Genomic DNA, 26,427 nt, shown 5'->3' on the forward strand with positions numbered 1-26,427 from the left:
GGGTCAGGCGCCTTTCGACTGGAGGTAACGCTCGCGATGCAGGCGTGGGCCGCCGAACAACTGCAGCCCGGTGCGGGCCCGGCGGAGGTACAGATGCGCCGGATGCTCCCAGGTGAAGCCGATACCGCCGTGCATCTGGATGGCCGCCGCGGCGGTGTCGCGGTAGGCCTCCGCACAGGCGAAGCCGGCCAGGGCGATCGCGCCGCCGGCGGTGTCCGGGTCGGTGTCCCGCTGGGCCGCGGCGTTCTGCGCGGCCGATGTCGAGGATTCGACCTTGAGCAGCAGATCGGCGGCCATGTGCTTGAGCGCCTGGAAACTGCCGATCGGACGGCCGAACTGGATGCGGGTCTTGAGGTACTCGACGGTGATCTCGAAGATGCGGCGGGTCCCACCGCACTGTTCGCCGGCCAGTGCGATCGTCGCCAGGTCCAGCGCCTGCTGGACGGCATCCCATCCGGCCGCGCCGAGTCGTCGCGCCGGGGTGCCGGTGAAGGTGAACGTCGACAGCCGCACCGACGGGTCGAAGACCGTCGCCGCGACGCGCTCGAAACCGGAAGCGCCGGGGTCGACCTCGTAGACGCCCGCACCGTCGGTGCCGTTGGCCACCACCAGCAGGACGTCGGCCACCTGCCCGTCGGTCACGTAGTGCGCGCTCCCGGTCAACGTGCCGTCGGTACCCGCGCGCACATCGACGCCCTCGGCGGTCCAGGTGCCGGCCCGCCCGGTGACCGCGACCGTCCCGATCGCGGTGCCGTCGGCCAGGCCGGGCAGCAGCCGCTGCTTGTCGTCCTCGGAGCCGGCGGCCTGGATCAGGGCGGCGGTGAGCACCGCGCTGGAGATGAACGGCGACGGGAGCAGCGCGGCCCCGGTTTCCTCGGCCACCGCCTCGAGCTCGACCGCGCCCAGACCCACGCCGCCGTACTCGCTGCCGATCACGATGCCGGTGACACCCTGTTCGGCCAGCCGGCGCCACAGGTCGCGGTCGAACCCGTCGTCACCGGTCAGCACCTGCCGGACATCCTGCTCGGTGCACCGGCTGCGCAGCAGATCCCGGACCGCCTCCTGCAGCGCTTCCCGTTCGGCGACGTCGATCGTCATGGGCGAACCGCCTTCCCTGTCGTCGCTGCCAGCTTCCGCGCCGGGCCGTGGCGTGTAAATCACGACTTCCGACACCTTCGGGTTTCCGATGGCGACATGTGTGGGTGGCTGCGCTACCTTGGAACCGATAACCCACGCGGGAGTGCACACCGAGTGCGCTGAGAGGACGGCTGGGGCCGTCGACCGTATGAACCTGACCGGGTAATGCCGGCGTAGGGAGTGAACTGATGACCGACGTGTCCCGACCCTTTCCTGAACCTCCCGTCAAGACGGCGCGGACATACCGATGGCGCGTCGTCGACATCGTGGTGGCCAGCGTGCTCGCCGTCGCGGCGGGCCTGGTGTTCGTCATGTGGAACATCGCGTCCAACCCGATCGGCGCGCCCCTGAGCGCGCTGGCGCCGGGGCTGCAGGCGCTGCTGGGCGGTGGCTGGCTGTTCGCCGGGGTGCTCACCGCGATGGTGATCCGGAAACCGGGCGCCGCGGTCTACGGCGAACTCGTGGCCGCGACGGTGTCCGCCCTGGTCGGCAACCAGTGGGGCGTCATGACCCTGGAATTCGGCCTCGTTCAGGGGCTGGCCGCCGAGATCGTGTTCGCCTGCTTCCTGTACCGGGCGTGGAACCTGCCCGTCGCGGTGCTGGCCGGGGCCGCTGCCGGACTGGCCATGGCGATCAACGAACTTCTGCTCCTGTATCCGGGTTCGACCTCCGCCTTCGCGGCCATCTACGTCGTCTCCGGGGTCGTCTCGGGGGCGGTCGTCGCCGGCGCATTGTCCTGGTACGTCGTCCGGGGGCTGGCGAAAACCGGTGCGCTGTCCCGTTTCCCGTCGGGCCGGACAGGGTCGCCGAGCGACGTCCGGCGATGACCACCGGCGGTGTCGCGGTCGCCGCCCAGAGTTGGCACTGGCGGCACGCCGGCCGCTCGTCGTGGGCCGTACGCGACCTCGACCTCACCGTCGAACCGGGCGAACGGGTGCTGCTGCTCGGTGCGAGTGGTTCGGGCAAGTCGACGCTGTTGCAGGGGCTGGCGGGTGTGCTCGGCGGCAGCGAGGACGGTGACGAAGCCGGTCGTCTGCTCGTCGACGGGGTGGCGCCCGCGCAGCGACGCGGCCGCATCGGGATGGTCCTGCAGAACCCCGACTCGCAGGTCATCCTGTCCCGGGTCGGCGACGACGTCGCGTTCGGGATGGAGAACCTCAACGTCGCACCCGAGGTGATCTGGCCGCGGGCCCGCCGGGCGCTGGCCGCTCTCGGGCTGAATCTGCTGCTGCGCCATGACACCTCGCGGCTCTCCGGTGGTCAACAGCAGCGGCTGGCGCTGGCCGGCGTGCTCGCCATGGATCCCGGCCTGATCCTGTTGGACGAGCCGACCGCCAACCTCGATCCGGCCGGTGTCGTCGAGGTGCGCGACGCGGTCGCGGCGGTGGCCGAACGCACCGGCGCAACGCTGATCGTCGTCGAACACCGCACGGCGGTGTGGCTTCCGGTGGTCGACCGGGTCGTCGTCCTCGGAACCCGGGGCGAGGTGGTGGCCGACGGACCACCGGCCGAGACGGTGCTGCGGCAGAGCGCGCACCTGGCTCGGGCGGGTGTGTGGGTGCCCGGCGCAGACCTGCCCGCCGTCGAACGCGGCGGTGTACCGGGTGAACCGCTGGCCGACGCCGTCGAGCTGTCGGTCGGGTACCGAGGCGGCCCGCGAACCGATGAGTTGACCTTCGAAATCCCCAGGGCGGCAATCAGTGTCGTCACCGGTCCGAACGGAGTGGGGAAGACCGCCCTGGCGCTGACCCTGGGTGGGCTGCTCCCACCCCGCGCCGGCCGCGTCGAGGCGCGCGACGGGTTCGCGCCGACCGCCGACCGCCGCGAACCCATCCGGTGGCGATCGCGGGAACTGCTCACCCGGATCGGCAGTGTGTTCCAGAACCCGGAGCACCAGTTCCTCACCGGCGCTGTACGCGACGAGCTGGCGCTCGGCCCCCGCGCGCTCGGCTCTGACGCCGCCGCGGTCGCCCGGCAGTGCGATGCGCTGCTGGAACGGCTGCACCTCACCGACCTCGCCGACGCGAACCCCTACACGCTGTCCGGTGGGGAACAGCGCCGGTTGTCGGTGGCGACGGTGCTGGCCACCCGCCCGGCGTTGGTCGTCCTCGACGAGCCGACCTTCGGCCAGGACCGCAACACCTGGGAGGAACTGGTCCGGCTGCTCGCCGAGATCGCCGACGACGGCACCGCGGTGGTGGCGGTCACCCATGACCTCGACTTCGCGGCGGTGCTCGGCGACCGCCGGATCGACATCGGTACCCCGACGGTCACGGGGCGCGTGCGATGACCAGCGTCGACGCCGCGCCCGCGCACACCGCGATCAACCCCGTGGCGAAACTGGCGGCCGCCTTCGTGATCGCCTTCGGACTGGTGGCCAGCGTCGACTGGGTGTCGGCCCTGACGGCGCTCACGCTCGAACTGCTGCTGATACTCGCGCTGCGAATCCCGTTGCGCGCGGTGCTGATCCGCGGTGCGCTGCTGGTGCTGGCCGCCGGACTCACCGGGATCACGATCCTGCTCTACGGTGAGCGCAGCGGCACCGTGCACTGGCAGTTCCTGATGATCACGGTCAGTGACGGGTCGATCACCCTCGCGGTGGCCACGTTCGTGCGGGTGCTCGCGATCGCGTTGCCGTCCGTGGTCCTGTTCATCGACACCGACCCGACCGAACTCGCCGACGGCCTCGGACAGGTGTTGCGGCTGCCGGCCCGGTTCGTCCTCGGCGCGCTGGCCGGTCTCCGCACGGTCGGCCTGCTCCGCCAGGACTGGCGCTACCTCGGCTATGCGCGCCGTGCCCGCGGGGTCGCCGACCGCAACCGCGTCCGCCGCGCGGCCGGACAGTCCTTCGCGCTGCTGGTCTTCGCCATCCGCCGCGGTTCGATGCTCGCCACCGCGATGGAGGCGCGCGGATTCGGGGCGTACCCGACGCGGACCTGGGCGCGCCCGTCGCGGTTCGGCGCCGGCGAGGCCGCCCTGGTGCTGGCCGGGTTCGGCATCGCGGCCGCCTCGATCGCCGTATCCGTCGCCACCGGCCACTGGAACTTCATTGGAAGTCGCTGACCTCGCACGCCGACTCTGCGACGGTGACGCGCGCACCGTCCTGATCGACGGACGGTCGGGATCCGGGAAGTCGACGCTGGCCGCGGCGCTCACCCGCAGCTGGGAGTCCAGCGTGGTCGTCGCGCTCGACGACGTCTACGCGGGCTGGGACGGGCTGGCGTGGGCGGTCGACCACCTGCGGGAGTCGCTGTTGGAACCGCGCGCTGACGGCCGGCCCGGCCGCTGGCGCGGGTGGGACTGGGCGCGCGGGACGCCCGCGGGGTGGCACACCGTCGACCCCGGCCAACGGCTGATCGTCGAAGGGGTCGGGGCGCTGACCGCGGCGAACCGCGCACTCGCCGATCTGGGCATCTGGGTCGAGGCCGGCGAGGCCGACCGGAAGCGCCGCGCGCTGACGCGAGACGGCGACACCTACGAGCCGCACTGGGACCGCTGGGCCGCCCAGGAGGAAGCCTTCATCGCCCGGTACGACCCGCGGTCGGTCGCCGACTGGATCGCGACGTACTCGGCCGAGGGTCTGCGATGGGCGGCGAATCTCACCTAGGGGTTCGGGCGTCCCCGGCGTGCTGGATCTGGTTGCCGCCGCGCCGCTTGGCGGCGTACATGGCGGCGTCGGCCTCGGTGACCAATCGGCGGAACGTCTCGTCGGCCTGCTCCGGTTTGACGTCGCGCAGCGCGACCGTGGCGATGCCGACGCTGGCCGTGAGCCGGAACGGTGTCGACGTCACCGCCGCGCACAGCCCCTGGGCCCATTCCGTCGGCGCGGCCGACGCCACGATGTCGGCGATCAGGAACTCCTCGCCACCCATACGGCACACCAGCGCGGTCTCGGTGACCGCGGCCGTCAACGCCCCGGCGACGTCGACCAGGGCGGCGTCCCCGCTGGCGTGGCCGTGCCGATCGTTGATCGCCTTGAACCGGTCGAGGTCGATCAACGCCACCGCCAGGTGGGCCCGGTCGGCGCGAGCCACCAGCCGTCCGACCACGGCGTGGGTGAACGCCCGCCGGTTGAGGAGTCCGGTGAGCGGATCGCGGTCGGATTGCAGCAGGTCGGTACCGAGCGAGCGCACCACGACCTGGATGGCGAACGGCACACCGATGTTCAGTTCGAGCACCAGGAAGTAACCGGTGAGCGCCAGCACGGGTTCACCCTCGGCGGCCACCCGGATCGCCTGCCAGGCGCCCACCCCCACCGCCAGCACGAAGTTCATCAGCATGTACCTGGCCGTGTGGAAGAACGCGATGTACCCGCCGGACACCGCGAGCGCGGTGCAGAACGTCAGGCCGATCAGGGGCTCCGCCTGCCAGAGGCAGCCGCCGGCGATGGTTGCGCTGCCGATTGCGGCGAACAGCACCGACTCCGTTCTGGTGGGCCAGCGCTTGAGCCACAGCACGGCCAGGCTCAGCCCCGCCAGCGAAGCCACCAGGGCGAGACTCACCGCCAACCGGTCGTCGATGGAGGCAGGCCCCCACAGCGCGTTGACCGGCACCAACGCCAAGGATGCGGCGACCAGCGCCAGCCCCCGGCGCATCGCGGTGGCCATTCCGCGGGTCTGCAGATAACCGCTGAGCCAATCGAAATGGTCGGGCTGTCGCCACCATCTACCCACCCATTGCATCGACGGCTCCCCCGTGTACACGCCCCGGCGCGTGTTTGCTCACGGTACAGGGAGGCGTGTCCGCGGTACTTGTGAACGTCAGGATTTCCCGGTACGGCCGCGCGGCCGTGACGGGAAACACATTCCCCGCGGAATCGGCTGTCGCCATGGGGTTTACCGGGGTGACCGGAGGTGGCCGCGCCCGGCGCGTTGTAGCGCTCGCACCGCACGGGTACGACAGAGGGGACGGGGCGTCGCTCGCACACTGGCGACGCCCCGTGGCCTTGTCTGAGGCACGCCGCGGTGTCGGGGGCCGCGTGTGACACCGAAACCGAAGTCGAAGCCGGAGACCGCACATTGACGAGCACACCCGACGTGCCCGAAGCGAACCCGCGTCGCCCGTTCGCCCGACGCGCCGCGCTCAAACTGCCCGCGCTGCTCACGGCGTCGGCCGCGGCGTCGGCGTTGCCCCGCGCATCCGCGGCGTCGCGCCGGTGGTCGGCCGCGCGCGCCCACGCCTGGTATCAGCAGCAGGGCTGGCTGGTGGGCGCGAACTTCATCACCTCGAACGCCGTCAACCAGTTGGAGATGTTCCAGGCCGCGACGTTCGACCGGCGGCGCATCGACACCGAGCTGATGCTGGCGCGCCGGATCGGGCTCAACACCGTGCGGGTCTTCCTGCACGACCAGCTGTGGGCGCAGGACCGTAACGGCTTCCAGCGCCGTCTCGCGCAGTTCGTCGCCATCGCCGCGCGGCACGACATCCGCCCGCTGTTCGTCCTGTTCGACTCGTGCTGGGACCCGTTGCCCAGACTCGGCCGTCAGCGCCCGCCGCGCCCCGGTGTGCACAACTCCGGCTGGGTGCAGAGCCCGGGCGCCCAGTACCTCGGTGACCCGCGCTATCGGCGCGTGCTGCGCGACTACGTCACCGGGGTTCTGACCCAGTTCCGCGACGACGAACGCGTCCTCGGTTGGGATCTGTGGAACGAACCCGACAACCCCGCCAACCAGTACCGGCAGGTCGAACGCAAGGACAAGATCGAGCGGGTGGCCGAACTGCTCCCTCAGGTGTTCGGGTGGGCCCGTGAGGTGGACCCCGTCCAGCCGCTGACCAGCGCGGTGTGGGACGGGGAGTGGGGCGACCCCGCGCGCCGCAGCACGATCTGCCGCATCCAGTTGGACAACTCCGATGTGATCACGTTCCACAACTACGGGGATGCGGACGAATTCGACGCGCGGATCACCGAACTGCGCCCGCTCGGGCGGCCCATCGTGTGCACCGAGTACCTGGCCCGCGAATTCGGCAACACCGTCGAGGGGATCCTGCCGCTGGCCAAACGACGCAATGTGGGCGCCTACAACTGGGGGCTGGTGATGGGCAAGACCCAGACCCATCTGCCGTGGGACTCCTGGGACAAGCCGTACACCTCGCCCCCGTCGGTGTGGTTCCACGAACTCCTGCGCCCCGACGGGCAGCCGTACCGGGACAGCGAGGTCCGGACCATCCGGTGGTTGACGGGCCGCGTCGGACCCACCTGAGGTTCGGCGTTTCGGGCGGCGGTCACCCGGAAACACTGACGCCATGAGCCGGGCCGTTCGTGGTCTCGCCACCGCGGTCGCCTCGACGGTGGCAGCTGTCGGCCTGCGAGACCTCTTCCAACGCAGACACGCCCTCCTCCGCAACTACCCGGTCGTCGGGCACGCGCGGTATCTCCTGGAGGCCGTCGGCCCGGAGTTGCGCCAGTACATCGTCGCGGCCAACGACGAGGAGCGCCCGTTCACCCGCGACCAGCGGCGCTGGGTGTACGCATCGGCGAAGAAGGAGAACAACTACTTCGGGTTCGGCACCGACAACGACGTCGAGCACACCAGCGGCTACCCGGTGATCAAACACCGCACCTTCGGACGCAACGGGCCCGCGTCGGCGCCGAGGGCCGGTCAGGAGGTGGACCTGCCGTGCGCGAAGGTGATGGGCGCCGCGCGCGACCGTCCAGGGGCCTTCCGGCCGGCGTCGGTCGTCAACATCTCGGCGATGAGCTTCGGGTCGTTGTCCGGCAACGCGGTGGAGGCGTTGAACCGGGGCGCCGCCATGGCCGACTGTCTGCACAACACCGGCGAGGGTGGGATCTCACGCTTCCACCGGTGCGGTGGGGAGCTGATCTTCCAGATCGGGACCGCCTACTTCGGCTGCCGCGACGACCAGGGCCGGTTCAACCTCGAGAAGCTCAAGGAGGTGGTGGCCGGAGCTCCGGTCCGCGCGCTGGAGATCAAACTCAGTCAGGGCGCCAAACCGAGCCTCGGCGGGTTGCTGCCCGCCCCCAAGGTGTCCGCGGAGATCGCCGCGGCCCGCGGTATCCCGCAGGGCCGCGACTGTGTGAGCCCGTCTCGGCACGCGGAGTTCTCCGACACCGACAGCCTGCTCGACTGGGTGGAGTTGCTCGCCGCCGAGACCGGCCTGCCGGTCGGCATCAAATCGGCCGTCGGCGACCTCGAGTTCTGGGAGCAACTCACCGACCTCATGCGGGACACCGACCGGGGGGTGGACTTCGTGTCGGTCGACGGCGGCGAGGGCGGAACCGGCGCGGCGCCGTTGATCTTCACCGATTCGGTGTCGCTACCGTTCCAACTCGGCTTCGCCCGGGTCTACCGGGTCTTCGCCGAGCGGAACCTGCACGAGCAGGTCACCTTCATCGGCGGCGGGAAGCTCGGCCTGCCCGACAACGCGGTCGTCGCGTTCGCCCTCGGCTGCGACATGGTCAACGTCGCGCGGGAGGCGATGCTCGCGATCGGCTGCATCCAGGCCCTGAAGTGCCATACCGACACGTGTCCCACCGGCGTCGCGACCCAGAACGCGTGGTTGGCCCGCGGGCTGGTGCCGGACGTCAAGGCCGAGCGGGTGGCGAACTACATCAAGACCCTGCGCCGCGACCTGGTCAAGGTGGCCGAGGCCTGCGGTGTCCACCACCCCGGCCTGATCGGCACCGATTCGGTGGACATCCTCGACGGACGCGCCGCATCCGTCCCGTTGCACGAGGTCTACGGCTACACACCGGATATGGGGATGCCGTCGAAGGCCGACTGCGAGGAGATCATCCGGCTGATGACCGCCGAGAAGACCCGGGGCGGGTCCGCCGAACCGTCCGCGTCGGCGGTGGGGTGAGCTCGTCTGGTCAGGTGATGCTGACGACCGCCCGGTTTCCGACCGGCGACTGAAGCGCGACCGGAAGACTCGCGAAGACCCCGATCGCGATGCACGCCCGATTGACGGCCTCCGGCAGCACACCCGACCGCAGCTTCACCGCGACGATGTCGGCGGTCTCCTGCACCTCGGCGTGCACGCCGTAGCACTCGGGCGTGCCCGCGGTGAAGCGCACCGAGATCTGGCGGTCGTCGGGCAGCCGCCCCCACGATTCGATGGCGTGCGGCCGCGGGTCGACGATTCCCGGGGTGGCGACGAACGACGTGAAGCCGTCCGGCTGGGCACGTTCGGGTATCTGCGTGATGGTCGGCGTCGCGGGCTGGGCCGTGGCCGGGATCGCCGCGCCGAGTGAGCCGGCGGTCAGGACGAGGGCCGTGACGGATCGGCGGACGATGCGCATCGATCGACCCTAACGCGCGGCTTCCCGATCGACAGGGATATCGACCAGTGCCGCCAGCGCAGGCGGAAGGGGCCCGCAGTGCGCGATGCCGAGGCGCTGGGTGGCGCGGGTGAGGGCGACGTAGAGTTCGGCCGCGCCCCGGGGACCGTCGAAGATCCGCTCCGGCTCGACCACGAGGACGGCGTCGAACTCCAGACCCTTGACCTCGCTCGGCGCCACCGTCCCCGGCACATCCGGTGGACCGATCGCGACACTGGTGCCCTCGCGTCCGGATTCGTCGTCCACGAATTCGCCGATCGCCGAGGGCAATTCGTCCGGAGTCACCTGTCGGCGCCACGGCTGCACCCCCGTCGACCGCACCGACTCGGGCGGTGTGACGTCGGGTGCGAACTCGGCGAGTACCGCGGCCGCGACCGCCATGATCTCCGCGGGGGTGCGGTAGTTGACCGACAGGGGGCGGTAGACCCAGCGGCCGGGTACGTACGTGTCGAGCATCGCCCCCCAGGACCGGGCGCCTGCGGCCGAGCGGCGCTGCGCGAGATCGCCCACGACCGTGAACGATTTGCTCGGGCAGCGCCGCATCAGCACCCGCCAGTCCATCGCCGACAGTTCCTGTGCCTCGTCGACCACGACGTGCCGATAGGTCCAATCACGATCCGCGGCAGCGCGTTCGGCCAGCTCGCGGTTGTCGCGTTCGGTGAAGCGTTCGGCCAGCTCCTCGCCGTGCAACAGGTCGGTCGCGAGCAGCAGGTCTTCGTCGTCCATCAGATCCTCGTGGGCGACCATCGATTCGAGGACGCCCTCGGCGTAATCGGTCTCGGCCTCGCGTTCCTTCGCGGCGGCGATGTCGGCCGCCATGTCGCGGCCCAGCAGGTCGACGAGTTCGTCGAGCAACGGCACGTCCGACACCGTCCACGCGGCACCGTCGGAGCGCCACAGCCTTTCGTCGGCGCCCGCTGCACGCAAACGTTCCCGGGACTCGTACAGATCGGCCAGCAGGGTCTGCGGGGTGAGCACCGGCCACAACTCGTCGAGCGCCGCGAGGTACTGCTCGCTGTCGGCGAGGTCTTCGAGGACATCGGCGCGCAGCTCCTCCCAAGCCCCCTTGTCCGCGCGCGACAACCAGCCCCGACCGATTCGGGACACCGCGCGTTCGGTCAGCACCCATCCGACCGTCTCGCGAAAGACCTTGCGCGCGTGGTTGTGTGGCAGTCCGCTGCCGCGAGCCTCTTCGATCGCCCACTGGGCGGTGTCGGGGTCGATCTGCACGGTGACGTCCGGCAGCTCGATGACCAGGGGCTGTTCGGGCACCCGTTGCCGGTCAGCGACCGCCGCCGCCAGCACGTCGAGCATCGTCAGCGAACCCTTCACGTCGGCGGCGTCGTCCTCGGCGGTGGCCGAAATGCCCGGCACCAGATCGCCGGTCGTCATCAGCACGACGTTGGTCTCACCCAGCGACGGCAGCACACGGCTGATGTGGTCGAGGAACGCCGGATTCGGACCGATCACCAGCACGCCGTGACGTTCGATGCGGGCGCGCTGCGTGTACAGCAGATAGGCGACCCGGTGCAGTGCCACCACGGTCTTACCGGTCCCCGGCCCGCCCTCGATCACCAGCACCCCCGGGTGGTCGAGCCGGATGATCGCATCCTGCTCGGCCTGGATCGTCGCGACGATGTCGCGCATACCCTCACCGCGAGGCGCGTTCACCGCGGCGAGCAGCGCCGAATCGCCGCCGCGTTCGTCGCCGCGAGGCTTGCCGAAGACCTCGTCGGTGAAGTCGAGGATCTGCCGCCCGCGGGTGCGGAACTGGCGGCGCCGCTGCATCCCCTCGGGGTGCGCGGCGGTGGCGACGTAGAAAGCGCGAGACAGCGGCGCCCGCCAGTCGAGGAGCAGCGGTTCGAAGTCGTTGTCGCGGTCGAAGATCCCGATCCGGCCGATGTAGAGACGCTCACCGGAGTCGGCGTCCAGCCGGCCGAAACACAGGCCGTCGTCGGCCACGTCGAGCCGCTGCATCTCCTTGGCCAGGGCTCTCACCTCGGCGTCGCGTTCGACGAGCGCGCCGTCCCCGCGCAGCGCCGCGGCGTACTTCTCCTTGGCCCGCGCGCGTTCCCCGTCGAGCCGGGTGTAGAGCCCCGACACATAGCTGCGTTCGGAGCGCAGTTCGTCCTCGTACCCCGGCATGACCGCCTCACCACTTCCTTCCGGCCGAAGCCAGCCATTGTGGGGGACGACCCCGGCCTTGCCGCAAGCCCCCACCCCGCCGATAGAATGGGGGCCGCGTCCGGCGCTACTTCTGTTGAGCGATCTGGATCAGGTTCCCGCAGGTGTCGTCGAGTACGGCGGTGGTCACCGGCCCCATGTCGACGGGTTCCTGGGTGAACCGGACCCCCAGCGAGGTCAGCCGCTCGAACTCCGCCTGGACGTCTTCCACGGCGAATGACGTGAACGGGATGCCGTCGGCGACCAGCGCCTCCTTGAACGGTTTGACGGCGGGATGGCCGTCGGGTTCGAGGACGAGTTCGGTGCCGTCGGGATTCTCCGGGGACACCACGGTGAGCCACCGGGCCGGGCCCATCGGGATGTCGTGTTTCGGGGTGAACCCGAGAATGTCGGTGTAGAAGCGCAGCGCCTTGTCCTGATCGTCGACGAGCACGCTTGTCAGGTGGATCTTCATGGTGATTCCTCCTTGTCCCTGCGGGTCTTGTCGAGCCACCGTTCGACGATCGGCTCGAGCGGTGTGGTGTCGAGGTAGTGGAACTTGTACCGGCCCTCGCGCCTGGTCTGCACCAGGCCCGCATCCTCGAGGACGTCCAGATGCTGGGAGATCGCCTGCCGCGACGAGCCGAGCCCGTGCTTGGTGGTCAGGCGTGCGCAGATCTCGAACAGCGTCTGCCCGTTGCGGTCGGCCAACTCGTCGAGGATGGTCCGGCGCGTGGGATCGGCCAGGGCCTTGAAGACGTCACCCACACCGGCCACCATAGGCAAGTAGCCACTTGCATGTCAACGGCGGTGGAAGGATTGCCCGGTGACGCTCTCCACGCTCCACGACCCCGACTGGCGCGGTTTCGCCAGCGACAACTACGCCGGGGTGCATCCGGAGGTGCTCGCCGCGCTGGCGGCGGCGAACGGTGGCCACCAGCCGGCCTACGGGGAGGACCGGTACACCGCGCGGCTGCGGCACGTCGTCCGCGAGCACTTCGGGGACCGGGCCGAGGTTTTCCCGGTGTTCAACGGCACCGGCGCCAACGTCGTCTCCCTGACCAGCGTGCTGCCGCGCTGGGGTGCCGTCATCGCGGCGTCCACCGCGCACATCCACACCGACGAAGCCGGCGCCCCCGAACGGATGACCGGCCTCAAACTGCTCACCGTCGCCGCACCGGACGGCAAGCTGACCGGCGAGCTGATCGAACGCGAGGCGTGGGGGTGGGGCAACGAGCACCGTGCCCAGCCGCTCGCGGTGAGCGTCACGCAGACCACCGAACTGGGCACGCTCTACAGCCCGGCCGAGGTGCGGGCGCTCGCCGACCTCGCGCACAGCCGCGGGATGGCCGTCCACATGGACGGCGCCCGGTTGTGGAACGCCGCGGCCGCACTCGGTGTGCCGTTCGGGGACTTCACCACCGACGCGGGCGTGGACGTGGTCAGCCTCGGCGGGACCAAGAACGGGCTGCTCGGTGTGGAGGCCGTCGTAGTCCTCGACCCGGACCGGGCCACCGGGCTGAGCTATCTGCGCAAGTTGACCATGCAGCTGTCGAGCAAGATGCGCTTCGCCTCGGCACAGCTGCTGACGCTGTTCGACGACGACCTCGGCGTGCGCAGTGCCGCACACGCGAACGCCATGGCCGCGCGGCTGCGCAGCGCACTCGAGGCGGGTATCGCCGACGGAACGCTTCCCGGGCTGGCGTTCACCCAGGACACGGCGGCCAACGCGGTCTTCGCGACGCTGCCTGTCGGGGCGGTCGACCGCATCCGCGAACGGGTGCGCTTCTACGACTGGGACCGCACCCGCGGGGAGGTGCGCTGGATGACCGCATGGGACACCACCGCCGCCGACGTCGACCGCTTCGTCGACGTCATCCGCGAGGAACTGGTGCGGCGCTGACCTCGTACGGTGGGTTGGTGACGATCACCTACGACGAGGCGCTGCGCGAGCGCATCCGGGCGCACCTGGCGGGCCACGACCGCCGAGCCGTGACGGACCCGACCAAGCGGCACGCCGCGGTGGCGGTGGTGCTGGTGGACTCCGAGCTCGGTGAGGACCGGGTGGACCCGGCGCCCGTCGACGACTGGATCGCGGGCCGGCCGATGCCCGATGCGGGCCTCGACGGCCGGATGGTCGACGTCTCGGGCGGCGCGGCGTTCCTGCTGTGCCGCAGGGCATCCCGGTTGTCGTCCCACGCGGCGCAGTGGGCGCTGCCCGGCGGCCGGCTGGACCCCGGGGAAACGCCGGTCGAGGCGGCGCTGCGCGAGTTGGACGAGGAAGTCGGTGTGGCGCTGCCGGATACGTCGGTGCTCGGCCTGCTCGACGACTATCCGACCCGCTCCGGCTACGTCATCACGCCCGTGGTGGTCTGGGGCGGTGGCCGGCTCGATCTGCGGCCCGCCCCCGACGAGGTGGTGGCGGCCTACCGGGTGGGCCTGCACCAACTGCAGCGCGACGATTCGCCGCGCTTCGTCACGATCCCCGAAAGCCCCCGCCCGGTGGTGCAGATACCGCTGGGCAACGATCTTATCCACGCCCCGACCGGAGCGGTCCTGCTGCAGCTTCGTTGGCTCGCGCTCGAAGGCCGCCCCGATCGCGTCGACGACCTCGAGCAGCCCGTCTTCGCCTGGAAGTAGCCATTCCTTGCGCCGAAACTGCTGTCAGATCACATGTTTCGCCGATTCCGTGATCTCACCGCAGTCTCGGCGACCATGGGCGACGGGGATCGGTCAGTCAAGGTGGCCCGCGTCGACGAGGCGCACGACCGCCGTCCCCTCCTCGTCGGAGGCCTCCAGGTCCACCTCGACGTCGAAACCCCAGTCGTGGTCACCGGCGGGATCGTCGAGGATCTGGCGCACCCGCCACACCCCGGGCTCGCGGTCGAAGATCAGCAGCGCCGGTCCGCGCGCGTCGGCGCCGGTGCCCACGTCGTCGTGTTCGGCGAAGTACTCGTCACCGACCTGCGCCCAGTCCTGCGCCGTCCAACCGGACGCGGCGTCCAACTCGCCGAGTTCGGCCCAGCGGCGCCGGGCGAACAGCTCCACCCGGCGGAACAGCGCGTTGCGCACCATCGCGGTGAACGCCCGCTCGTTGCCGGTGAGCGGGCGCGGTCGCGCCGGTACCGCCACCGGGGCGTCCAGCGGCCGGTCGGGGCTGGTCAGCTGCTCCCACTCGTCGAGCAGGCTCGAATCGACCTGCCGCACAAGCTCACCGAGCCACTCGACGATATCGGTGACCTCGTCGGTGCGCGCGGCCGCGGGCACCCCGGAGCGCAGCGCCTTGTACGCGTCGGACAGGTAGCGCAGTACGGCACCCTCGGAACGGGTGAGCCCGTAGACACTCACGTACTCGCGGAAGGTGAATGCGCGCTCCCACATCTCGCGCACCACGGACTTCGGCGACAGCCGCCCGTCCGCGGCCCACGGATTGGTCTGCAGATACACCTCGAAGGTGTGCTCGAGCAGTTCTTCGAGCGGTTTGGGATAGGTGACGTCGTCGAGCAGTTCGATCCGCTCGTCGTATTCGATGCCCTCGGCCTTCATCGCGGCGACGGCCTCGCCCCTGGCCTTCTTCAGCTGGGCGGCCAGGATCTGGCGCGGATCTTCCAGCGTCGCCTCGATCACCGAGACGACGTCCAGGGCATAGGTTTCCGCCGATGCGTCGAGCACTTCGATTGCGGCCAGCGCGAACGTCGACAGCGGCTGGTTGAGCGCGAAGTCGCGGGGCAGGTCGACGGTCAACCGGTAGCGCCGGCCGTCGGGTGTGTCGACGCGTTCGATGATCCCGGCCTGCAGCAACGAGCGGGCGATCCCCACCGCCTCGCGGATGAGCTGCAGCTGACGTTTGCGGGGTTCGTGGTTGTCGGTGAGCAGCCGGCGCATCGCGACGAACGGGTCCCCGGTCCTGGATCCTTCCCCCGTCGCTTCGCTCGCCCGCGCAACGACATCGAGAATCATCGCCGTCGACACCCGCATGTTGCTGTGCAACGGCTCCGGAACCGCCTCCACCAGCCGGGTCATGGTCGACTCGCTCCACGGCACCATGCCCTCGGGCACCTTGCGGCGCACCAACTTCCGGCGTTTCTTCGGATCGTCGGCGACCTTCGCGAACTGTTTGAGGTTCTCGACCTCGTGATCGGGTGCCTGGACGACGACGGTGCCGGCGGTGTCGTAGCCCGCCCGCCCGGCGCGGCCGGCGATCTGGTGGAACTCACGGGCGTTGAGCAGCCGGGTGCGGGTGCCGTCGTATTTCGACAGCGCCGAGAAGACCACGGTGCGGATGGGCACGTTGATGCCGACACCGAGGGTGTCGGTGCCGCAGATGACCTTCAGCAGACCGGCCTGGGCGAGCTGTTCGACCAGGCGCCGGTATTTGGGCAGCATCCCGGCGTGGTGCACACCGATCCCGTGGCGCACCAGCCGCGACAACGTGCTGCCGAAGGCCGTCGAGAACCGGAACGCCCCGATCAGGTCGGCGATCGCGGCCTTCTCCGCCTTGGTGCACACGTTGATGCTCATCAACGCCTGGGCCCGTTCCAGCGCCGAGGCCTGGGTGAAGTGGACGACGTAGATCGGCGCCTGTCTGGTCTCGAGGAGGTCGCCGATGGTCTCGTGCATCGGGGTGGTCGCGTACGAGTAGAACAGCGGGACCGGACGTTCGGCGTGGGCGACCAGCGCGGTCGGTCTGCCGGTGCGCCGGGTGAGATCCTCGCGCAGGAAGGTGACGTCGCCGAGCGTGGCCGACATCAGCAGGAACTGGGCGTGCGGCAACTCCAGCAGCGGCACCTGCCAGGCCCAGCCGCGGTCCGGGTCGCCGTAGAAGTGGAACTCGTCCATCACGACCAACCCGATGTCAGCGTCGGCCCCCTCGCGCAGCGCGATGTTGGCGAGCACCTCCGCGGTGCAGGCGATGATCGGCGCCGCCGCGTTGACCGCCGCGTCACCGGTGAGCATGCCGACGTTCTCCGCCCCGAAGACCCCGCACAGCGCGAAGAACTTCTCGCTGACCAACGCCTTGATCGGCGCGGTGTAGTAGCTGCGCAGGTTGCCGGCCAGTGCCGCGTACTGCGCGCCCGTCGCGACCAGCGACTTCCCGGACCCCGTCGGCGTCGCGAGGATGACGTTCGCGCCGCTGACCAGTTCGATCAGCGCCTCCTCCTGCGCCGGATACAGCGCGGTGCCGCCCGCCTCGGCCCACGCGGCGAAGGAGGCGAACAGCTCGTCGGGATCCTCACCCTTCGCGCGCAGGGTGGACAGATCGCTCGGATCATCGAGCAGCGGGGTGGTCATCGGGCGGTGGGGTGGGTTACCGGCACAGTGGTCCAGCCTGCCTGAACGGCTTCGCGGGGTGTCACCCGCGGCGGCGTGCGGCGGTCCACGGCTGCTCGTTCTTCTCCCGCCGCGCGCGTTCGGCGGCGCGGTCGTCGGCCCAGAACTGCTCGAAGGTCTGCCCCGGGTGCACGTTGGGGACGCGGTTCATCAGGCGGCTGAACCAGCGCGGCGCCACCTCGGGCTCCCACTGGGGGAGCGCCGTACTGATCGCGAACATCGTCTTGAGGAAGACGAAGACGCCGAAGAACGCCGAGGGCGCCCCGGTGAGAGCCACCCCGACCATGCCGAAGATCAGCGTCAGGTGGACGACCAGGACGCGTCCGACGCCCTGGTCGGCGGTCCGCTCGAGATGACGAAACGGCATCCGGTGCAGCCCGGGCAGGTCCACGACGAAGTCGACGGCGAGCAGGACGACGACTCCCAGGCAGCCGTAGGCCACGCTGCGCCAGTCGATCGCGGCGAAGCCGCTCTCACCGTTGCGGTCGAGCAGGAACAGGATGACGCCGAGGAACACGCCGTGCGCCGCGCAGAATGCGAACCCGGTGACGGCGAAGCCGGTGAGGAACGAACTGCGCGCCGCGCGGCGGTCCGTGTTCGGCGCCTCGTAGCGGAAGTGCCCGCGCCGGGGACTCCGCTTCTGGTGGACGAGGATTCGGAGCGCGATGAACGCACATACCGCGACGTTCTCCACCCAGTAGACCGCGAGTGTGGTGCCGCCGGACCACTGGGCGGCGAACCACCCGGCCGCCGGCACGGCGACGACGCCCAGCAGCGTCAGCAGATGGACGAACCGGATCACGGCTCGGTGTCTGCGGCGTCAGGCTTCGAGCCGCGCGCGGATGCTGCTCAGCCGCTGCCGCAGTTCGGCCTCGTCGATGACGCCCCGGGCGAGCAGCGAGTGGGCCAGTGACACCAACTGGTTCTCGGGATAGGGCAGGTCGGCGTAGACGGTCGCCGACAGGGAGTCCTCCTCATCGCGGCGTTCCTTGAAGGTGGGGACGTTCGTGTCGCGGCAGGCGCCGTGGTCGAGTGCGTCGCAGAGGCCGTCGAGGCTGGTCTTCCATGGCGGCACCGGGTTCTCGACGCCGTATTTGGCGGCCATCCGCGGCCACACCTGACCGCGTTCGACGATGCGGGCGAGGGTCTCGATCGGTTCGGGGGCAGTCATGCGCTCAGTCGGTGATCGGGTGGACGGCCGGCCGGGTGTCGACGATGACGTTGGTGGTGACACCCGGTTTCGGAAGCGCGACCCCGATGAGGCAGTCACGCGTGACGATCTCGGCCAGTTGGTCTTCGGTCCAGCCGTCGGTGCCCTCTGGTCGCATCGGCATCACCATGAAGCGGTGTTTCTGGTTGGAGTCCTGCACCCGGACCTCGACGTCGTCGGGCAGGTAGAGCCCGAATTCGGCGAGCACCTGACGCGGCCAGCGGACCAGGCGCCGACGGTAGTTGGGCGTGCGGTACCACTCCGGTGAGTTGCCGAGGATGGGCCGGGGGTAGCAGGAGCACAGGGCGCAGACGATCACGTGGTGCAGACCCGGTGTGTCGGCGAGGATTTCGAAGGCGGTGAAGTCACTGGGCGTGCCGAACCCGGTCGGCTCCATCCAGTCGACGCCGACCTCCTTGCTCGCGGTCATCGGTTCGCGCAGTGCGAGGTCCTTGAAGTCGGGGTCGAGCCATGCCCGCGCCACCAGACGCGCGGCGGGGGTGGGTCCGATCTGCTCGGCGAACTCGGTGAAGTGGCGGTGCTCCTCGGCGGTGAAGATGCCCTTCTCGATGCACAATTCGCGCAACGCGATTTCGAGGACCTCGAAGTCGGTGATCTCGTCGACCATCGGTTTGACGGTCCGGTCGTGGTCGTGGTCGTGGTCGTGGGTCACGGTGGTGTCCTCCGGTGTTCAGCTCGCCGCTTCGAGCCAGCGTTCGGGCAGTTCGGTCTGCAGGGTGTCGGTGGCCGTGCCGGTGTAGCCGTGCCAGAGCTCGGACTGGTTGAACCGGACGACGTAGAACCACTCGGGTGTCGCGTCGGGGCGATCCCAGGTCTCGTCCTCCGCCGCCGGGCTCTCGTAGGCCACCTTCGCGATCACGCCGGTCGCACCGCGGGTGTACTCGGGGGTGCGGGTGTAGAACAGCACGGGCAGCTCCCGGACGCGAACCGCGTCGCCAACGGCGAACTTCGGTTGACCGGCCAGCCCGGCGTACACCTGCGGATCGCCCTTGCCGACCGCGTGGCGGTGGTGTTCGTTGCGCTTGACCTGCGAACCGTCACCCTCGAACTTCGGTTGCGCCTCGGGTTTGCCGCCGTCGAGCCCGTCGGCGTAACGCGCCTTGACCTCGGCCATGCGCTCGGTCAGCTCGGTCAGCCCGATGTGGTGTTTCTCGACGAGGACCCGTGCGACCGCGAGCAGCCAGCGACCGTAGTAGGGCAGCCCGAGATACTGCGCCCGGCCGACGTCGACGTTGCCGATCCGGCGCCGCTCCTCGGAGAGCCAGATGCCGCGCCAGGCGAGGACTTCGCAGATGACGTAGGTGGCTTCCTCCCACTGTTCGTACTGCTTGTTCTCGTACTTCATCGGTGCGTCGGGTTCGCCGCCGACGTCGTGCACCGGTTTCAGGTAGGCCGTGATGCGGCCGTGGTCGAGCAGATCGGGTGTCGGCGCGTCCGGCAGTTCCGGATACGCCGACTTGAGTCGTGCGACGAGGTTCAACTGTGCTGCGCGGTCGGCTGCCGTACTCATGGGTCTTCCCCCTGTGGCGCGGATGGCGGTGCGGCGACGCTGTGAGACCCGGCGGCCGACGCGTCAGCAAACATTCTTGATCAAAGTTCGCTCGACCGCAGTTCGTTTGTCGGAATCGGGGATGCGCTTTGCCGCGTCGCACTCCCGCGTTATCGTCCCCGAATGAGCGATGGGGAGACGCTTTCCAGTTCGACCGGTCCGACCCGCGCGCCGACCAGCACCAGGCGCGCCGTCCTCAACACGATCAGGGGGTCGGCGGGAAACCTGGTCGAGTGGTACGACGTCTACGTCTACACCGTGTTCGCGACGTACTTCGAGGCGCAGTTCTTCGACCAGGACGACGAGAACTCCACGTTGTACATCTACGCCATCTTCGCGGTGACGTTCGTGATGCGGCCGGTGGGTTCGTGGTTCTTCGGCCGCTTCGCCGATCGCCGCGGGCGCAAGGCGGCGCTGATGGTGAGCATCACCGTGATGTCGTCGTGCTCTTTCGTGGTCGCGGTGATGCCCACGCGGGAGGTGATCGGGTACTGGGCGGCGGTGATCCTCATCGCGGCCCGGCTGCTGCAGGGGTTCGCCACCGGCGGTGAGTACGGCACGTCGGCGACGTATATGTCCGAAGCCGCCACCCCGCGCAGGCGCGGATTCCTGTCGTCGTTCCAGTACGTCACCCTCGTCGGTGGGCACGTGCTGGCGCAGTTCACGCTGCTGATCGCGCTCAGCGTCCTCGACGTCGAGGCGGTGACCGCGTGGGGATGGCGGATCGGGTTCTTCATTGGCGGTATCGCGGCGTTGGTGGTGCTGTGGATGCGCCGCTCGATGGACGAATCGCTCAGCGACTTACACCTGGAGGCGATCCGCGAAGGCAAGGACCGTGAGGCCGGTTCGGTGAAGGCACTGTTCACCACGCACTGGCGGGCGCTGCTGCTGTGCTTCCTCATCACCGCGGGCGGCACCGTGGCCTTCTACACGTACACGATCAACGCACCGGCGATCGTGAAGTCCACCTTCGGATCCGACCGGGCGCTGACCGGGACGTGGATCAACCTGCTGGGCCTGATCTTCCTGATGCTGCTGCAACCACTGGGCGGGCTGCTCAGCGACAAGGTCGGACGAAAGCCACTGCTGATCTCCTTCGCCGTCGGCGGCATCCTCTACACCTACGTGTTGCTGACGTACCTGCCACAGACCACGTCGCCGTTGACGGCGTTCGCGCTGACCGCGGTCGGCTACATCATCCTGACGGGCTACACCTCGGTCAACGCCATCGTGAAGGCGGAGTTGTTCCCCGCGGACGTCCGCGCTCTCGGTGTCGGATTGGGTTACGCGCTGGCGAATTCGGCGTTCGGCGGCACGGCGCCACTGCTGTATCAGGGAGCCAAGTCGAGCGATCACATCGGCTGGTTCATCGTCTACGTGACGGTGGTGATCGGGGTCAGCCTGTCGGTCTACGTCTTCGGGCTGAAGAACAAGGGCATCACCGCGCTCGACCGTGAACAGGGCAGTGCCTGGCGCGTCCCCGAGCCGGCCGCCCGCTGAGGTCAGACGCGACAGGCGTCGTCGATCAACTGCGCCGCCGCCGAGCGGGCATGCACCATCGGGGCCGTGTCACCCATCGACGTGGACAGCGCCGTGGCGCCCTCGAACAGCACCAGCAGCTGTTCGCCCAGCAGGTACGGGTCGCGGGCGCCCGCCTCGGTGGACACCTGAGCCAACCGATCGGCGAACCACCGCTTGTGTTCGCGCACGATCTCGTCGACGCCCTCGAGCGCTCCGGCGGATTCCACGGCCGCATTGTGGAAGGGGCAGCCGCGGAACCGCTTGACCGCCGACGCGTCGAAGATCGCGAGAAGGCGCTCGCGCGGCCCGAGACCGGGCAGGTCCAGCCGCCGCTCGGCCGGTGAGCCACCGTTCTCGGCGATCTCCCGCAGGTACGTCTCGACCAGCTCGACCTTGCTCGGGAAATGTTGGTAGAACGTGCGTTTGGAGACCTGAGCCTCCTGCGTCAGCAGGTCGACACCGGTGGCATGGATGCCACGGCGGTAGAACAGGGCCGATGCGGCGCGGATGATGCGCTCGCGCGCACCGCGCCCGCGGCGACCCGCTGGCGCTGTCGTCACGGGCGGGAGCATACCGTTCGGTTTACTTGAGCGTCAAGAACGCGCTTATTGCACCATTTCTGGCAGCCGAAAAGACGCTTCAGGGACCGCTGTTACGTCTGGCTCGGTGGCTGTTCTCCTGTGTTGATGCGATATTGGCCGCAAAGCTAAAGCACACCGATCGGTTTACTTTGATGCGGTCTGGCGGTACGTTCAGGATCACCGGCCCTGGACACGGCAGTGGCTCAACCACATCGAGGAGATACCAATGACCCCGACCAATCCGATACTGGTCATCGGAGCCACCGGCCGACACGGCAACACCGGCGAGCACCTGGTGACCCGACTGCGTGAGGAGGGTCGGGCGGTGCGCGTGCTGGCGCGCACGTTCGGGGAGCGCACCGACCGCCTCGCCGACCTGGGTGCCGAGATCGTCCGCGGAGACCTCCAGGACCGCGGCAGCCTGGTCGCCGCCCTCGCGGACGTCGACCTGGCGTACTTCACCTACCCGATCGCCGACAGCGTCGTACCCGCGGCGGCCAATTACGCGTCCGCCGTGCGCGAGGTGGGACGTAACCCGCGCACGGTCGTGATGTCGATGGTACCGGCGAATCCGAACCACCCCAGTGACCTCGGCAAGGGGCAGTGGTTGGCCGAGCAGGTGATGGAGTGGGCCGGTCTCGACCTGCTCATCCTCCGCGTCGCCGCACTGTTCCACGAGAACCTGCTGGTGCTGCACGCGCCGTCGATCAGGAAGGATGCGGTGTTCCGCAACTCCTTCGGCGCGAGCGTGATCGGCTGGATCAGCGGCCGCGACGCCGCCGACCTGAGTGTGGCGGCACTCCTGCACCCGCAGCGCTTCGACGGGCCGGTGACCTATCCGCGGGGTTCGGAGCAGTTCACCCATGCGGACATCGCCGCGCTGCTCTCCGAGGTTCTCGGTACGCCGGTCGGGTTCACCCCGGTCTGCGAGGCCGCGTGGCGCGACGAACTGCTCGAACTGGCGGACAACGACGCCGACGGCGTGGTGAATCCCGCGATGGCGCAGCACATCTCCGCGGTCGGTGCGGCGATATCCCGCAGTGGCGCCGCGATTCCCGCCGACCCGGCGACGCTGCGGGATCTGATCGGGCGCGAACCCGTCAGCCTGCGTGAGTACCTCGTCGCCAACCGGGAAGCGTTCGAGCCCATCGGCGTCCACACCCTTGTCGCGGCGAAAGCCGGGGAGTGACCATGACCCAGGATGCGACATTGACCGCCCGAAGCGGGCAATGGGGCGCCGAGAACACCCGCACGACCTCGAGGCGTGCTCCAGCGCCGGCTCGTGGGCCGCCGTTCTGGCCGCGGTGGAAGTCCAGGCGCCCAACGGGTTCATGCGGTACTACCGCGGCGACGTGACCTCGGTCGTCGCGGGGTCGCCGTCACGATGGAAGGCCACCCAGTACCTGATGGGCAACCACACCATCGCCGAGACGATGTTCCGCCATGATCCGTCGGTGATGGTGTACGCGCCGCTGCGCACACTCATTTACGAGGACCCGGCCGGACGCACCCGGCTGGCCGTCGACCAGCCCAGCCTGCAGTTCGCCAGCTTCGGTGACCCCCGGATCGCCGAGGTCGGCGTCCGTCTCGACGCTCTCCTGTCGAGGTTGATCGCGCTTCTCGGCGGCGAACCGCCCGAACTGGCCGCGCTCAGGCCGGGGTGATCGACACGAGGCTGAAGATCTTCACGCGGCCGGGCACTTTCGCATGACACTGCGACAGCAGCGGCTCCGACCATCCCTCCTCGACGGTCACCTCGACCGGGCCGGACTCACCACCCAGCACCACCCGGTGGCGGTGGTCGGTGTGCTCGGCGGACAGCGTCGGCAGGCCCGCGATGCGGTCGTCGCCGTACTTCTCGCGGGCGAAGTACTGCGCGGCCTGCACCGCGTGCGGCAGCGAGGTGCGGCCCCGCAGATACCGGTTGTCCAACCGCCCGTCGAGATAGAGGCGGACGAGTTCGGCCGCATCGGTCGAGTCGACCCGTCCGTAGCACAGCCCTTCGGGCAGGATGAGCATCGTCGCCGCGAAGCGGTCACCACCCAGATGTGAACACTCCCAGGCCATCTCGGGATACGCGTCGGCGATCGCCGCGATCGCGCCGCGTCCGCGCACCGCACAGCACTGGTCGTGTCGTCCGTGTGCGCACACAGCCACGACCGGATCGGTCGACAGGGTGCCGTCGGATCCGTCCAGGGCGAGGTCGAGGTAGTCGCGTGGGTTGTCGACCTCGCCGGCGTACAGCGCTTCGCCGCCGACGACCGCCCGGGCGATGAACCACCGCCACCTCGGAGTGTCGGTCCGTCGTCCGTGGCGGCGGATGGCCGCGATGCGCATCTTGGCGCCCTCGACGCGACGCACGATCGCCCGGCCGAGTTCGGGATCGATCACCGCCGGCGACTGCAGGAACGCCGAAGGTCCCCAGCCCCCGGGCAATTCGAGCAGCACCCACGAGGACCCCGCCGACGCGGTGCCGTACATCGGGTCGCCGCGCAGCAGCGACTGGTCACTGCACGGTGCGCGCTTCCGTAGCGTCATGCGGTGGCCGGCACCGGCGTCACGACCGCCTCGCGCAGCAGTCTGCGAATGAGCACGGTGCCGTCGGCCCGGTCGAGTCCGGGCAGGCTGCCCGCATCGGCGGCCAGACCGCGTTGCAGCGCAAGCACCGCCGGCGCACACGAGGCGGGGAAGGAGAGGACCCGGTCGGTCAACCGCAGCTCGATCCGGTCACCGGCGGTGTCGGCCGTCGCGACGAGTCCGTGACGCCACTGCACCGTCGTGGTGTCGGCGTGTGCGGCCGCGTCGAGCGTGGCCAGCGGGCGGACGGCGACCGGACGCGTCCGGGAGGCGTGCGTGCGGGTCAACCGGTCGGCGGCCGCACCGCTGAGCGCGGTCGCATCGTCGCGCATGGTCTCGACCATCTGTGCCATCACCTTGGTCACCGCCGCGATGATCTCATCCCGGTCGGCGGGATCGCCGCCCATGGGCAGGGGCGCCCGGAACGCGGCGCTGTCCGCCAGCGCGTCGACGACGGCGCGGGCCACGTCGACACCCGTCACCGCAGAGACGCCGATGGTCAGGTGGATCGACGTCGTGTCCAGGGCGTGCGCCGAATGCACCCACCCGCGCGGCAGATACAGCGCGTCGCCGGGGGCGAGCACGGTGTCGATGACCGGTTCACCGGCGGCGCGTTCGGCGATAGCGTCACGGTGCTGCGTCCACGGTTGCGACGGCAGCGGGTGCGGATGGACGGGTTCGTGGACGACCCAGCGCTTCTCGCCGGCCGTCTGCAGCACGAAGACGTCATGGACGTCGTAGTGCGGGTCGAAGCCCCGGTTGCTAGGGGGCGTGATGTAGGCGTTGGCCTGCACCGGATGGCCGAGGTCGTCGACCAGGTGGCGGACGAGGTCGATGACCGGGGGCCAGAGCCGGTGTAGACCCTGCATGACGATGGTGGCGCCGGCGGAAAACTGGGTGAGCACCTTGGCGGAGTCCACCTGGTCGGGCATCTCGGCGCCGAAGCCGGCGGGCCCGAGATAGCAGTCCTTGGCGAGGACGTCACCCTCTTTGGCGAGCCGGATGAACGGTGCGCGTACCCCGCGTTCGGCGATCAACTCGTCGACCATCCCGGGCGAGAGCAGGTCGGCGAAATCGCGGGGCAGCGCACCGGAACGGCTGAGCAGCGGTCGGCGACCCCAGTATTCGGTGGCGAACGTGTGCGGGTCGGTGGCGATGCAGCGGCTCAGCATGTCGGTCGGTCAGGCGGTGCCGTCGGCTCCGCCGTCGTGGCCTTCGGGGTTCGAACCGCCGTCGGCGGTTCCCTCGCCCGCGTCAGCGGTGCCGTCGGCCCCGCCGTCGTGGCCCTCGGGGTTGGATCCGCCGTCGGCGGTTCCCTCTCCTCCGCCGGGGGTGGTGGTGATGTCGTCGTCGTCGAGCGCCATGGTGTTCCCTTTCTGTCGCCGCAACTGTGTCGAGTACCGGCACGCTGCCCTGCCAGTGTTGCCGATGACGGGCCGCGCGAAACGGTGTTCGGGGATCTTCGCTCAGGCCGGGGCGCCCGCTGCCGACCCGGTGGCCAGGTGGCCACCCCAGCGTTCGCGCGCGGACGCGACATCGAGGGGCCGGCGGGTCAGGGCGTCGTCATAGGACCAGGCGTCATCCGGTGCGCGCCAGATGATCTCGACCTCGATACCGTCGGGGTCGGCGGTGTACACCGACAGGTGCATGCCCTGGTCGACCGCACCGCGCAGGACGCCGGCACTGTCCAGCGTCTGCTGGACCGCGGCGAGTTCGTCGAGTGTGCCGACCTCGAGGGCGACGTGGAACATTCCGGCGGGTCTCGGCGCGGACGTCGGGGCGGGCGCCTCCGCGTTCGCGATGAGGGCCAGATCGTGGTGGTTGGAACTCGGCGCCGGTGAGCGCAGGAACACCATGGCGGGCCAGTGCTCGGACCCCGGCAGTTCGGCGACCGGCAGCAGGCCGAGGAGGTCTCGGTAGAAGGTGAGTGAGCGGTCCAGATCGGATACGGACAGGACGACGTGGTTGACGCGGCGCAGATGCATGGGCGGATTCCTCAGAAGATAGTGGTACCACCTAATGTGGTACCACAGTAATA

General features: G+C 69.6%; 27 protein-coding genes and 1 riboswitch. Of the genes, 11 read left to right on the forward strand and 16 right to left on the reverse strand.

Going from position 1 to position 26,427, the window contains the following annotated elements; all coding sequences use genetic code 11:
* Positions 1 to 3: 3 nt before the first annotated feature.
* Positions 4 to 1,098 (reverse strand): acyl-CoA dehydrogenase family protein, encoded by a 1,095-nt coding sequence (locus G6N49_RS24170; protein WP_179967791.1) that lies wholly within the window; start codon positions 1,096 to 1,098, stop codon positions 4 to 6.
* Between the two features lie 126 nt (positions 1,099 to 1,224).
* Positions 1,225 to 1,334, forward strand: a riboswitch (TPP riboswitch).
* Here G6N49_RS24170 and G6N49_RS24175 point away from each other — a divergent pair.
* From G6N49_RS24175 to G6N49_RS24190, 4 genes are all read left to right on the forward strand, one after another.
* Positions 1,326 to 1,964, forward strand: coding sequence for an ECF transporter S component (locus G6N49_RS24175; RefSeq protein ID WP_011562646.1), 639 nt, complete (start codon positions 1,326 to 1,328; stop codon positions 1,962 to 1,964). Its footprint overlaps the riboswitch before it by 9 nt.
* A complete protein-coding gene (locus G6N49_RS24180; RefSeq protein ID WP_011857535.1) occupies positions 1,961 to 3,427 on the forward strand; it encodes an ABC transporter ATP-binding protein in 1,467 nt (488 codons plus the stop codon). The genes G6N49_RS24175 and G6N49_RS24180 overlap by 4 nt, the downstream gene beginning before the upstream one ends.
* On the forward strand, positions 3,424 to 4,200 hold the full coding sequence (locus tag G6N49_RS24185; RefSeq protein ID WP_011857534.1) for an energy-coupling factor transporter transmembrane component T family protein: 777 nt from the start codon (positions 3,424 to 3,426) through the stop codon (positions 4,198 to 4,200). Before G6N49_RS24180 ends, G6N49_RS24185 begins: the two co-directional genes overlap by 4 nt.
* A complete protein-coding gene (locus G6N49_RS24190) occupies positions 4,187 to 4,744 on the forward strand; it encodes a nucleoside/nucleotide kinase family protein (RefSeq protein WP_011857533.1) in 558 nt (185 codons plus the stop codon). Before G6N49_RS24185 ends, G6N49_RS24190 begins: the two co-directional genes overlap by 14 nt.
* Here G6N49_RS24190 and G6N49_RS24195 read toward each other — a convergent pair.
* Positions 4,737 to 5,819: a GGDEF domain-containing protein gene (locus tag G6N49_RS24195; protein WP_011857532.1), complete on the reverse strand. Its 1,083-nt coding sequence runs from the start codon at positions 5,817 to 5,819 to the stop codon at positions 4,737 to 4,739. The genes G6N49_RS24190 and G6N49_RS24195 overlap by 8 nt on opposite strands.
* A gap of 336 nt (positions 5,820 to 6,155) precedes the next feature.
* On the opposite strand from G6N49_RS24195, the gene G6N49_RS24200 reads away from it, so the two are divergent.
* Both G6N49_RS24200 and G6N49_RS24205 read left to right on the forward strand, forming a co-directional pair.
* The gene (locus G6N49_RS24200) at positions 6,156 to 7,337 is read left to right on the forward strand and encodes a glycoside hydrolase 5 family protein (RefSeq protein ID WP_049771635.1); all 1,182 of its coding nucleotides are present in this window, start codon (positions 6,156 to 6,158) and stop codon (positions 7,335 to 7,337) included.
* Positions 7,338 to 7,380: 43 nt separating this feature from the next.
* Positions 7,381 to 8,958 (forward strand): FMN-binding glutamate synthase family protein, encoded by a 1,578-nt coding sequence (locus tag G6N49_RS24205; protein ID WP_011562640.1) that lies wholly within the window; start codon positions 7,381 to 7,383, stop codon positions 8,956 to 8,958.
* Between the two features lie 10 nt (positions 8,959 to 8,968).
* Here G6N49_RS24205 and G6N49_RS24210 read toward each other — a convergent pair whose 3' ends face one another.
* The 4 genes from G6N49_RS24210 to G6N49_RS24225 form a co-directional block, all read right to left on the reverse strand.
* Positions 8,969 to 9,397: a hypothetical protein gene (locus G6N49_RS24210; RefSeq protein WP_011562639.1), complete on the reverse strand. Its 429-nt coding sequence runs from the start codon at positions 9,395 to 9,397 to the stop codon at positions 8,969 to 8,971.
* A gap of 9 nt (positions 9,398 to 9,406) precedes the next feature.
* Positions 9,407 to 11,581, reverse strand: coding sequence for an RNA polymerase recycling motor ATPase HelR (gene helR / locus G6N49_RS24215; RefSeq protein WP_011857531.1), 2,175 nt, complete (start codon positions 11,579 to 11,581; stop codon positions 9,407 to 9,409).
* Between the two features lie 106 nt (positions 11,582 to 11,687).
* Entirely contained in the window at positions 11,688 to 12,074 is a 387-nt protein-coding gene (locus G6N49_RS24220; protein WP_011857530.1) for a VOC family protein, read from the reverse strand.
* Complete coding sequence (locus G6N49_RS24225; RefSeq protein ID WP_011857529.1) at positions 12,071 to 12,379, reverse strand: ArsR/SmtB family transcription factor; 309 nt, start codon at positions 12,377 to 12,379, stop codon at positions 12,071 to 12,073. Before G6N49_RS24225 ends, G6N49_RS24220 begins: the two co-directional genes overlap by 4 nt.
* A gap of 46 nt (positions 12,380 to 12,425) precedes the next feature.
* Here G6N49_RS24225 and G6N49_RS24230 point away from each other — a divergent pair, with 46 nt between their 5' ends.
* Both G6N49_RS24230 and G6N49_RS24235 read left to right on the forward strand, forming a co-directional pair.
* On the forward strand, positions 12,426 to 13,502 hold the full coding sequence (locus G6N49_RS24230; RefSeq protein ID WP_011857528.1) for a threonine aldolase family protein: 1,077 nt from the start codon (positions 12,426 to 12,428) through the stop codon (positions 13,500 to 13,502).
* Between the two features lie 17 nt (positions 13,503 to 13,519).
* Positions 13,520 to 14,239: an NUDIX hydrolase gene (locus G6N49_RS24235; protein WP_011768423.1), complete on the forward strand. Its 720-nt coding sequence runs from the start codon at positions 13,520 to 13,522 to the stop codon at positions 14,237 to 14,239.
* Between the two features lie 93 nt (positions 14,240 to 14,332).
* Here G6N49_RS24235 and G6N49_RS24240 read toward each other — a convergent pair whose 3' ends face one another.
* The 5 genes from G6N49_RS24240 to G6N49_RS24260 all read right to left on the reverse strand — a co-directional run bounded on the left by G6N49_RS24240 (position 14,333) and on the right by G6N49_RS24260 (position 19,671).
* A complete protein-coding gene (locus G6N49_RS24240) occupies positions 14,333 to 16,891 on the reverse strand; it encodes a DEAD/DEAH box helicase (protein WP_011857527.1) in 2,559 nt (852 codons plus the stop codon).
* Between the two features lie 61 nt (positions 16,892 to 16,952).
* The gene (locus G6N49_RS24245) at positions 16,953 to 17,732 is read right to left on the reverse strand and encodes a DUF6498-containing protein (RefSeq protein ID WP_011857526.1); all 780 of its coding nucleotides are present in this window, start codon (positions 17,730 to 17,732) and stop codon (positions 16,953 to 16,955) included.
* Positions 17,733 to 17,750: 18 nt separating this feature from the next.
* Positions 17,751 to 18,101, reverse strand: coding sequence for a hypothetical protein (locus G6N49_RS24250; protein ID WP_011562631.1), 351 nt, complete (start codon positions 18,099 to 18,101; stop codon positions 17,751 to 17,753).
* Positions 18,102 to 18,105: 4 nt separating this feature from the next.
* Complete coding sequence (scnC, locus tag G6N49_RS24255; RefSeq protein WP_011768422.1) at positions 18,106 to 18,768, reverse strand: thiocyanate hydrolase subunit gamma; 663 nt, start codon at positions 18,766 to 18,768, stop codon at positions 18,106 to 18,108.
* 63 nt (positions 18,769 to 18,831) lie between these two features.
* Positions 18,832 to 19,671, reverse strand: coding sequence for a nitrile hydratase subunit beta (locus G6N49_RS24260; RefSeq protein ID WP_011562629.1), 840 nt, complete (start codon positions 19,669 to 19,671; stop codon positions 18,832 to 18,834).
* A gap of 162 nt (positions 19,672 to 19,833) precedes the next feature.
* Here G6N49_RS24260 and G6N49_RS24265 point away from each other — a divergent pair, with 162 nt between their 5' ends.
* Positions 19,834 to 21,210 carry an MFS transporter gene (locus G6N49_RS24265; protein ID WP_011857525.1) on the forward strand — a complete coding sequence of 459 codons (1,377 nt, stop codon included), beginning with the start codon at positions 19,834 to 19,836 and terminating at the stop codon, positions 21,208 to 21,210.
* Positions 21,211 to 21,212: 2 nt separating this feature from the next.
* Here the strand turns inward: G6N49_RS24265 and G6N49_RS24270 are convergent, their stop codons facing one another.
* Entirely contained in the window at positions 21,213 to 21,803 is a 591-nt protein-coding gene (locus tag G6N49_RS24270) for a TetR/AcrR family transcriptional regulator (protein WP_011857524.1), read from the reverse strand.
* 235 nt (positions 21,804 to 22,038) lie between these two features.
* Between G6N49_RS24270 and G6N49_RS24275 the strand changes: the two genes are divergently transcribed.
* Entirely contained in the window at positions 22,039 to 23,001 is a 963-nt protein-coding gene (locus tag G6N49_RS24275) for an NmrA family NAD(P)-binding protein (RefSeq protein WP_011857523.1), read from the forward strand.
* Between the two features lie 40 nt (positions 23,002 to 23,041).
* Positions 23,042 to 23,476, forward strand: a complete 435-nt coding sequence (locus tag G6N49_RS24285) for a DUF302 domain-containing protein (RefSeq protein ID WP_011857522.1) — start codon at positions 23,042 to 23,044, stop codon at positions 23,474 to 23,476.
* Here G6N49_RS24285 and G6N49_RS24290 read toward each other — a convergent pair.
* From G6N49_RS24290 to G6N49_RS24305, 4 genes are all read right to left on the reverse strand, one after another.
* Positions 23,463 to 24,350, reverse strand: a complete 888-nt coding sequence (locus tag G6N49_RS24290) for a ferredoxin family protein (protein ID WP_011857521.1) — start codon at positions 24,348 to 24,350, stop codon at positions 23,463 to 23,465. The genes G6N49_RS24285 and G6N49_RS24290 overlap by 14 nt on opposite strands.
* Positions 24,347 to 25,561, reverse strand: coding sequence for a cupin domain-containing protein (locus tag G6N49_RS24295; RefSeq protein ID WP_011857520.1), 1,215 nt, complete (start codon positions 25,559 to 25,561; stop codon positions 24,347 to 24,349). Before G6N49_RS24295 ends, G6N49_RS24290 begins: the two co-directional genes overlap by 4 nt.
* Positions 25,562 to 25,570: 9 nt before the next feature.
* Positions 25,571 to 25,753, reverse strand: coding sequence for a hypothetical protein (locus G6N49_RS24300; RefSeq protein ID WP_011768421.1), 183 nt, complete (start codon positions 25,751 to 25,753; stop codon positions 25,571 to 25,573).
* Between the two features lie 102 nt (positions 25,754 to 25,855).
* Positions 25,856 to 26,374 carry a VOC family protein gene (locus G6N49_RS24305; RefSeq protein ID WP_011562621.1) on the reverse strand — a complete coding sequence of 173 codons (519 nt, stop codon included), beginning with the start codon at positions 26,372 to 26,374 and terminating at the stop codon, positions 25,856 to 25,858.
* Between the last annotated feature and the right edge of the window lie 53 nt (positions 26,375 to 26,427).

The organism is Mycolicibacterium monacense, from assembly GCF_010731575.1.
GTDB classification, from domain to species: domain Bacteria; phylum Actinomycetota; class Actinomycetes; order Mycobacteriales; family Mycobacteriaceae; genus Mycobacterium; species Mycobacterium monacense.

Excerpts from the sequence above, each read along its gene's own strand:
- G6N49_RS24170 (WP_179967791.1), bottom strand. The coding sequence starts at position 1,098 with ATGACGATCGACGTCGCCGAACGGGAAGCGCTGCAGGAGGCGGTCCGG.
- G6N49_RS24175 (WP_011562646.1), top strand. The coding sequence starts at position 1,326 with ATGACCGACGTGTCCCGACCCTTTCCTGAACCTCCCGTCAAGACGGCG.
- G6N49_RS24180 (WP_011857535.1), top strand. The coding sequence starts at position 1,961 with ATGACCACCGGCGGTGTCGCGGTCGCCGCCCAGAGTTGGCACTGGCGG.
- G6N49_RS24185 (WP_011857534.1), top strand. The coding sequence starts at position 3,424 with ATGACCAGCGTCGACGCCGCGCCCGCGCACACCGCGATCAACCCCGTG.
- G6N49_RS24195 (WP_011857532.1), bottom strand. The coding sequence starts at position 5,819 with ATGCAATGGGTGGGTAGATGGTGGCGACAGCCCGACCATTTCGATTGG.
- G6N49_RS24205 (WP_011562640.1), top strand. The coding sequence starts at position 7,381 with ATGAGCCGGGCCGTTCGTGGTCTCGCCACCGCGGTCGCCTCGACGGTG.
- G6N49_RS24210 (WP_011562639.1), bottom strand. The coding sequence starts at position 9,397 with ATGCGCATCGTCCGCCGATCCGTCACGGCCCTCGTCCTGACCGCCGGC.
- helR (WP_011857531.1), bottom strand. The coding sequence starts at position 11,581 with ATGCCGGGGTACGAGGACGAACTGCGCTCCGAACGCAGCTATGTGTCG.
- G6N49_RS24220 (WP_011857530.1), bottom strand. The coding sequence starts at position 12,074 with ATGAAGATCCACCTGACAAGCGTGCTCGTCGACGATCAGGACAAGGCG.
- G6N49_RS24225 (WP_011857529.1), bottom strand. The coding sequence starts at position 12,379 with ATGGTGGCCGGTGTGGGTGACGTCTTCAAGGCCCTGGCCGATCCCACG.
- G6N49_RS24240 (WP_011857527.1), bottom strand. The coding sequence starts at position 16,891 with ATGACCACCCCGCTGCTCGATGATCCGAGCGATCTGTCCACCCTGCGC.
- G6N49_RS24250 (WP_011562631.1), bottom strand. The coding sequence starts at position 18,101 with ATGACTGCCCCCGAACCGATCGAGACCCTCGCCCGCATCGTCGAACGC.
- scnC (WP_011768422.1), bottom strand. The coding sequence starts at position 18,768 with ATGGTCGACGAGATCACCGACTTCGAGGTCCTCGAAATCGCGTTGCGC.
- G6N49_RS24260 (WP_011562629.1), bottom strand. The coding sequence starts at position 19,671 with ATGAGTACGGCAGCCGACCGCGCAGCACAGTTGAACCTCGTCGCACGA.
- G6N49_RS24265 (WP_011857525.1), top strand. The coding sequence starts at position 19,834 with ATGAGCGATGGGGAGACGCTTTCCAGTTCGACCGGTCCGACCCGCGCG.
- G6N49_RS24270 (WP_011857524.1), bottom strand. The coding sequence starts at position 21,803 with ATGCTCCCGCCCGTGACGACAGCGCCAGCGGGTCGCCGCGGGCGCGGT.
- G6N49_RS24275 (WP_011857523.1), top strand. The coding sequence starts at position 22,039 with ATGACCCCGACCAATCCGATACTGGTCATCGGAGCCACCGGCCGACAC.
- G6N49_RS24285 (WP_011857522.1), top strand. The coding sequence starts at position 23,042 with ATGGGGCGCCGAGAACACCCGCACGACCTCGAGGCGTGCTCCAGCGCC.
- G6N49_RS24290 (WP_011857521.1), bottom strand. The coding sequence starts at position 24,350 with ATGACGCTACGGAAGCGCGCACCGTGCAGTGACCAGTCGCTGCTGCGC.
- G6N49_RS24295 (WP_011857520.1), bottom strand. The coding sequence starts at position 25,561 with ATGCTGAGCCGCTGCATCGCCACCGACCCGCACACGTTCGCCACCGAA.
- G6N49_RS24300 (WP_011768421.1), bottom strand. The coding sequence starts at position 25,753 with ATGGCGCTCGACGACGACGACATCACCACCACCCCCGGCGGAGGAGAG.
- G6N49_RS24305 (WP_011562621.1), bottom strand. The coding sequence starts at position 26,374 with ATGCATCTGCGCCGCGTCAACCACGTCGTCCTGTCCGTATCCGATCTG.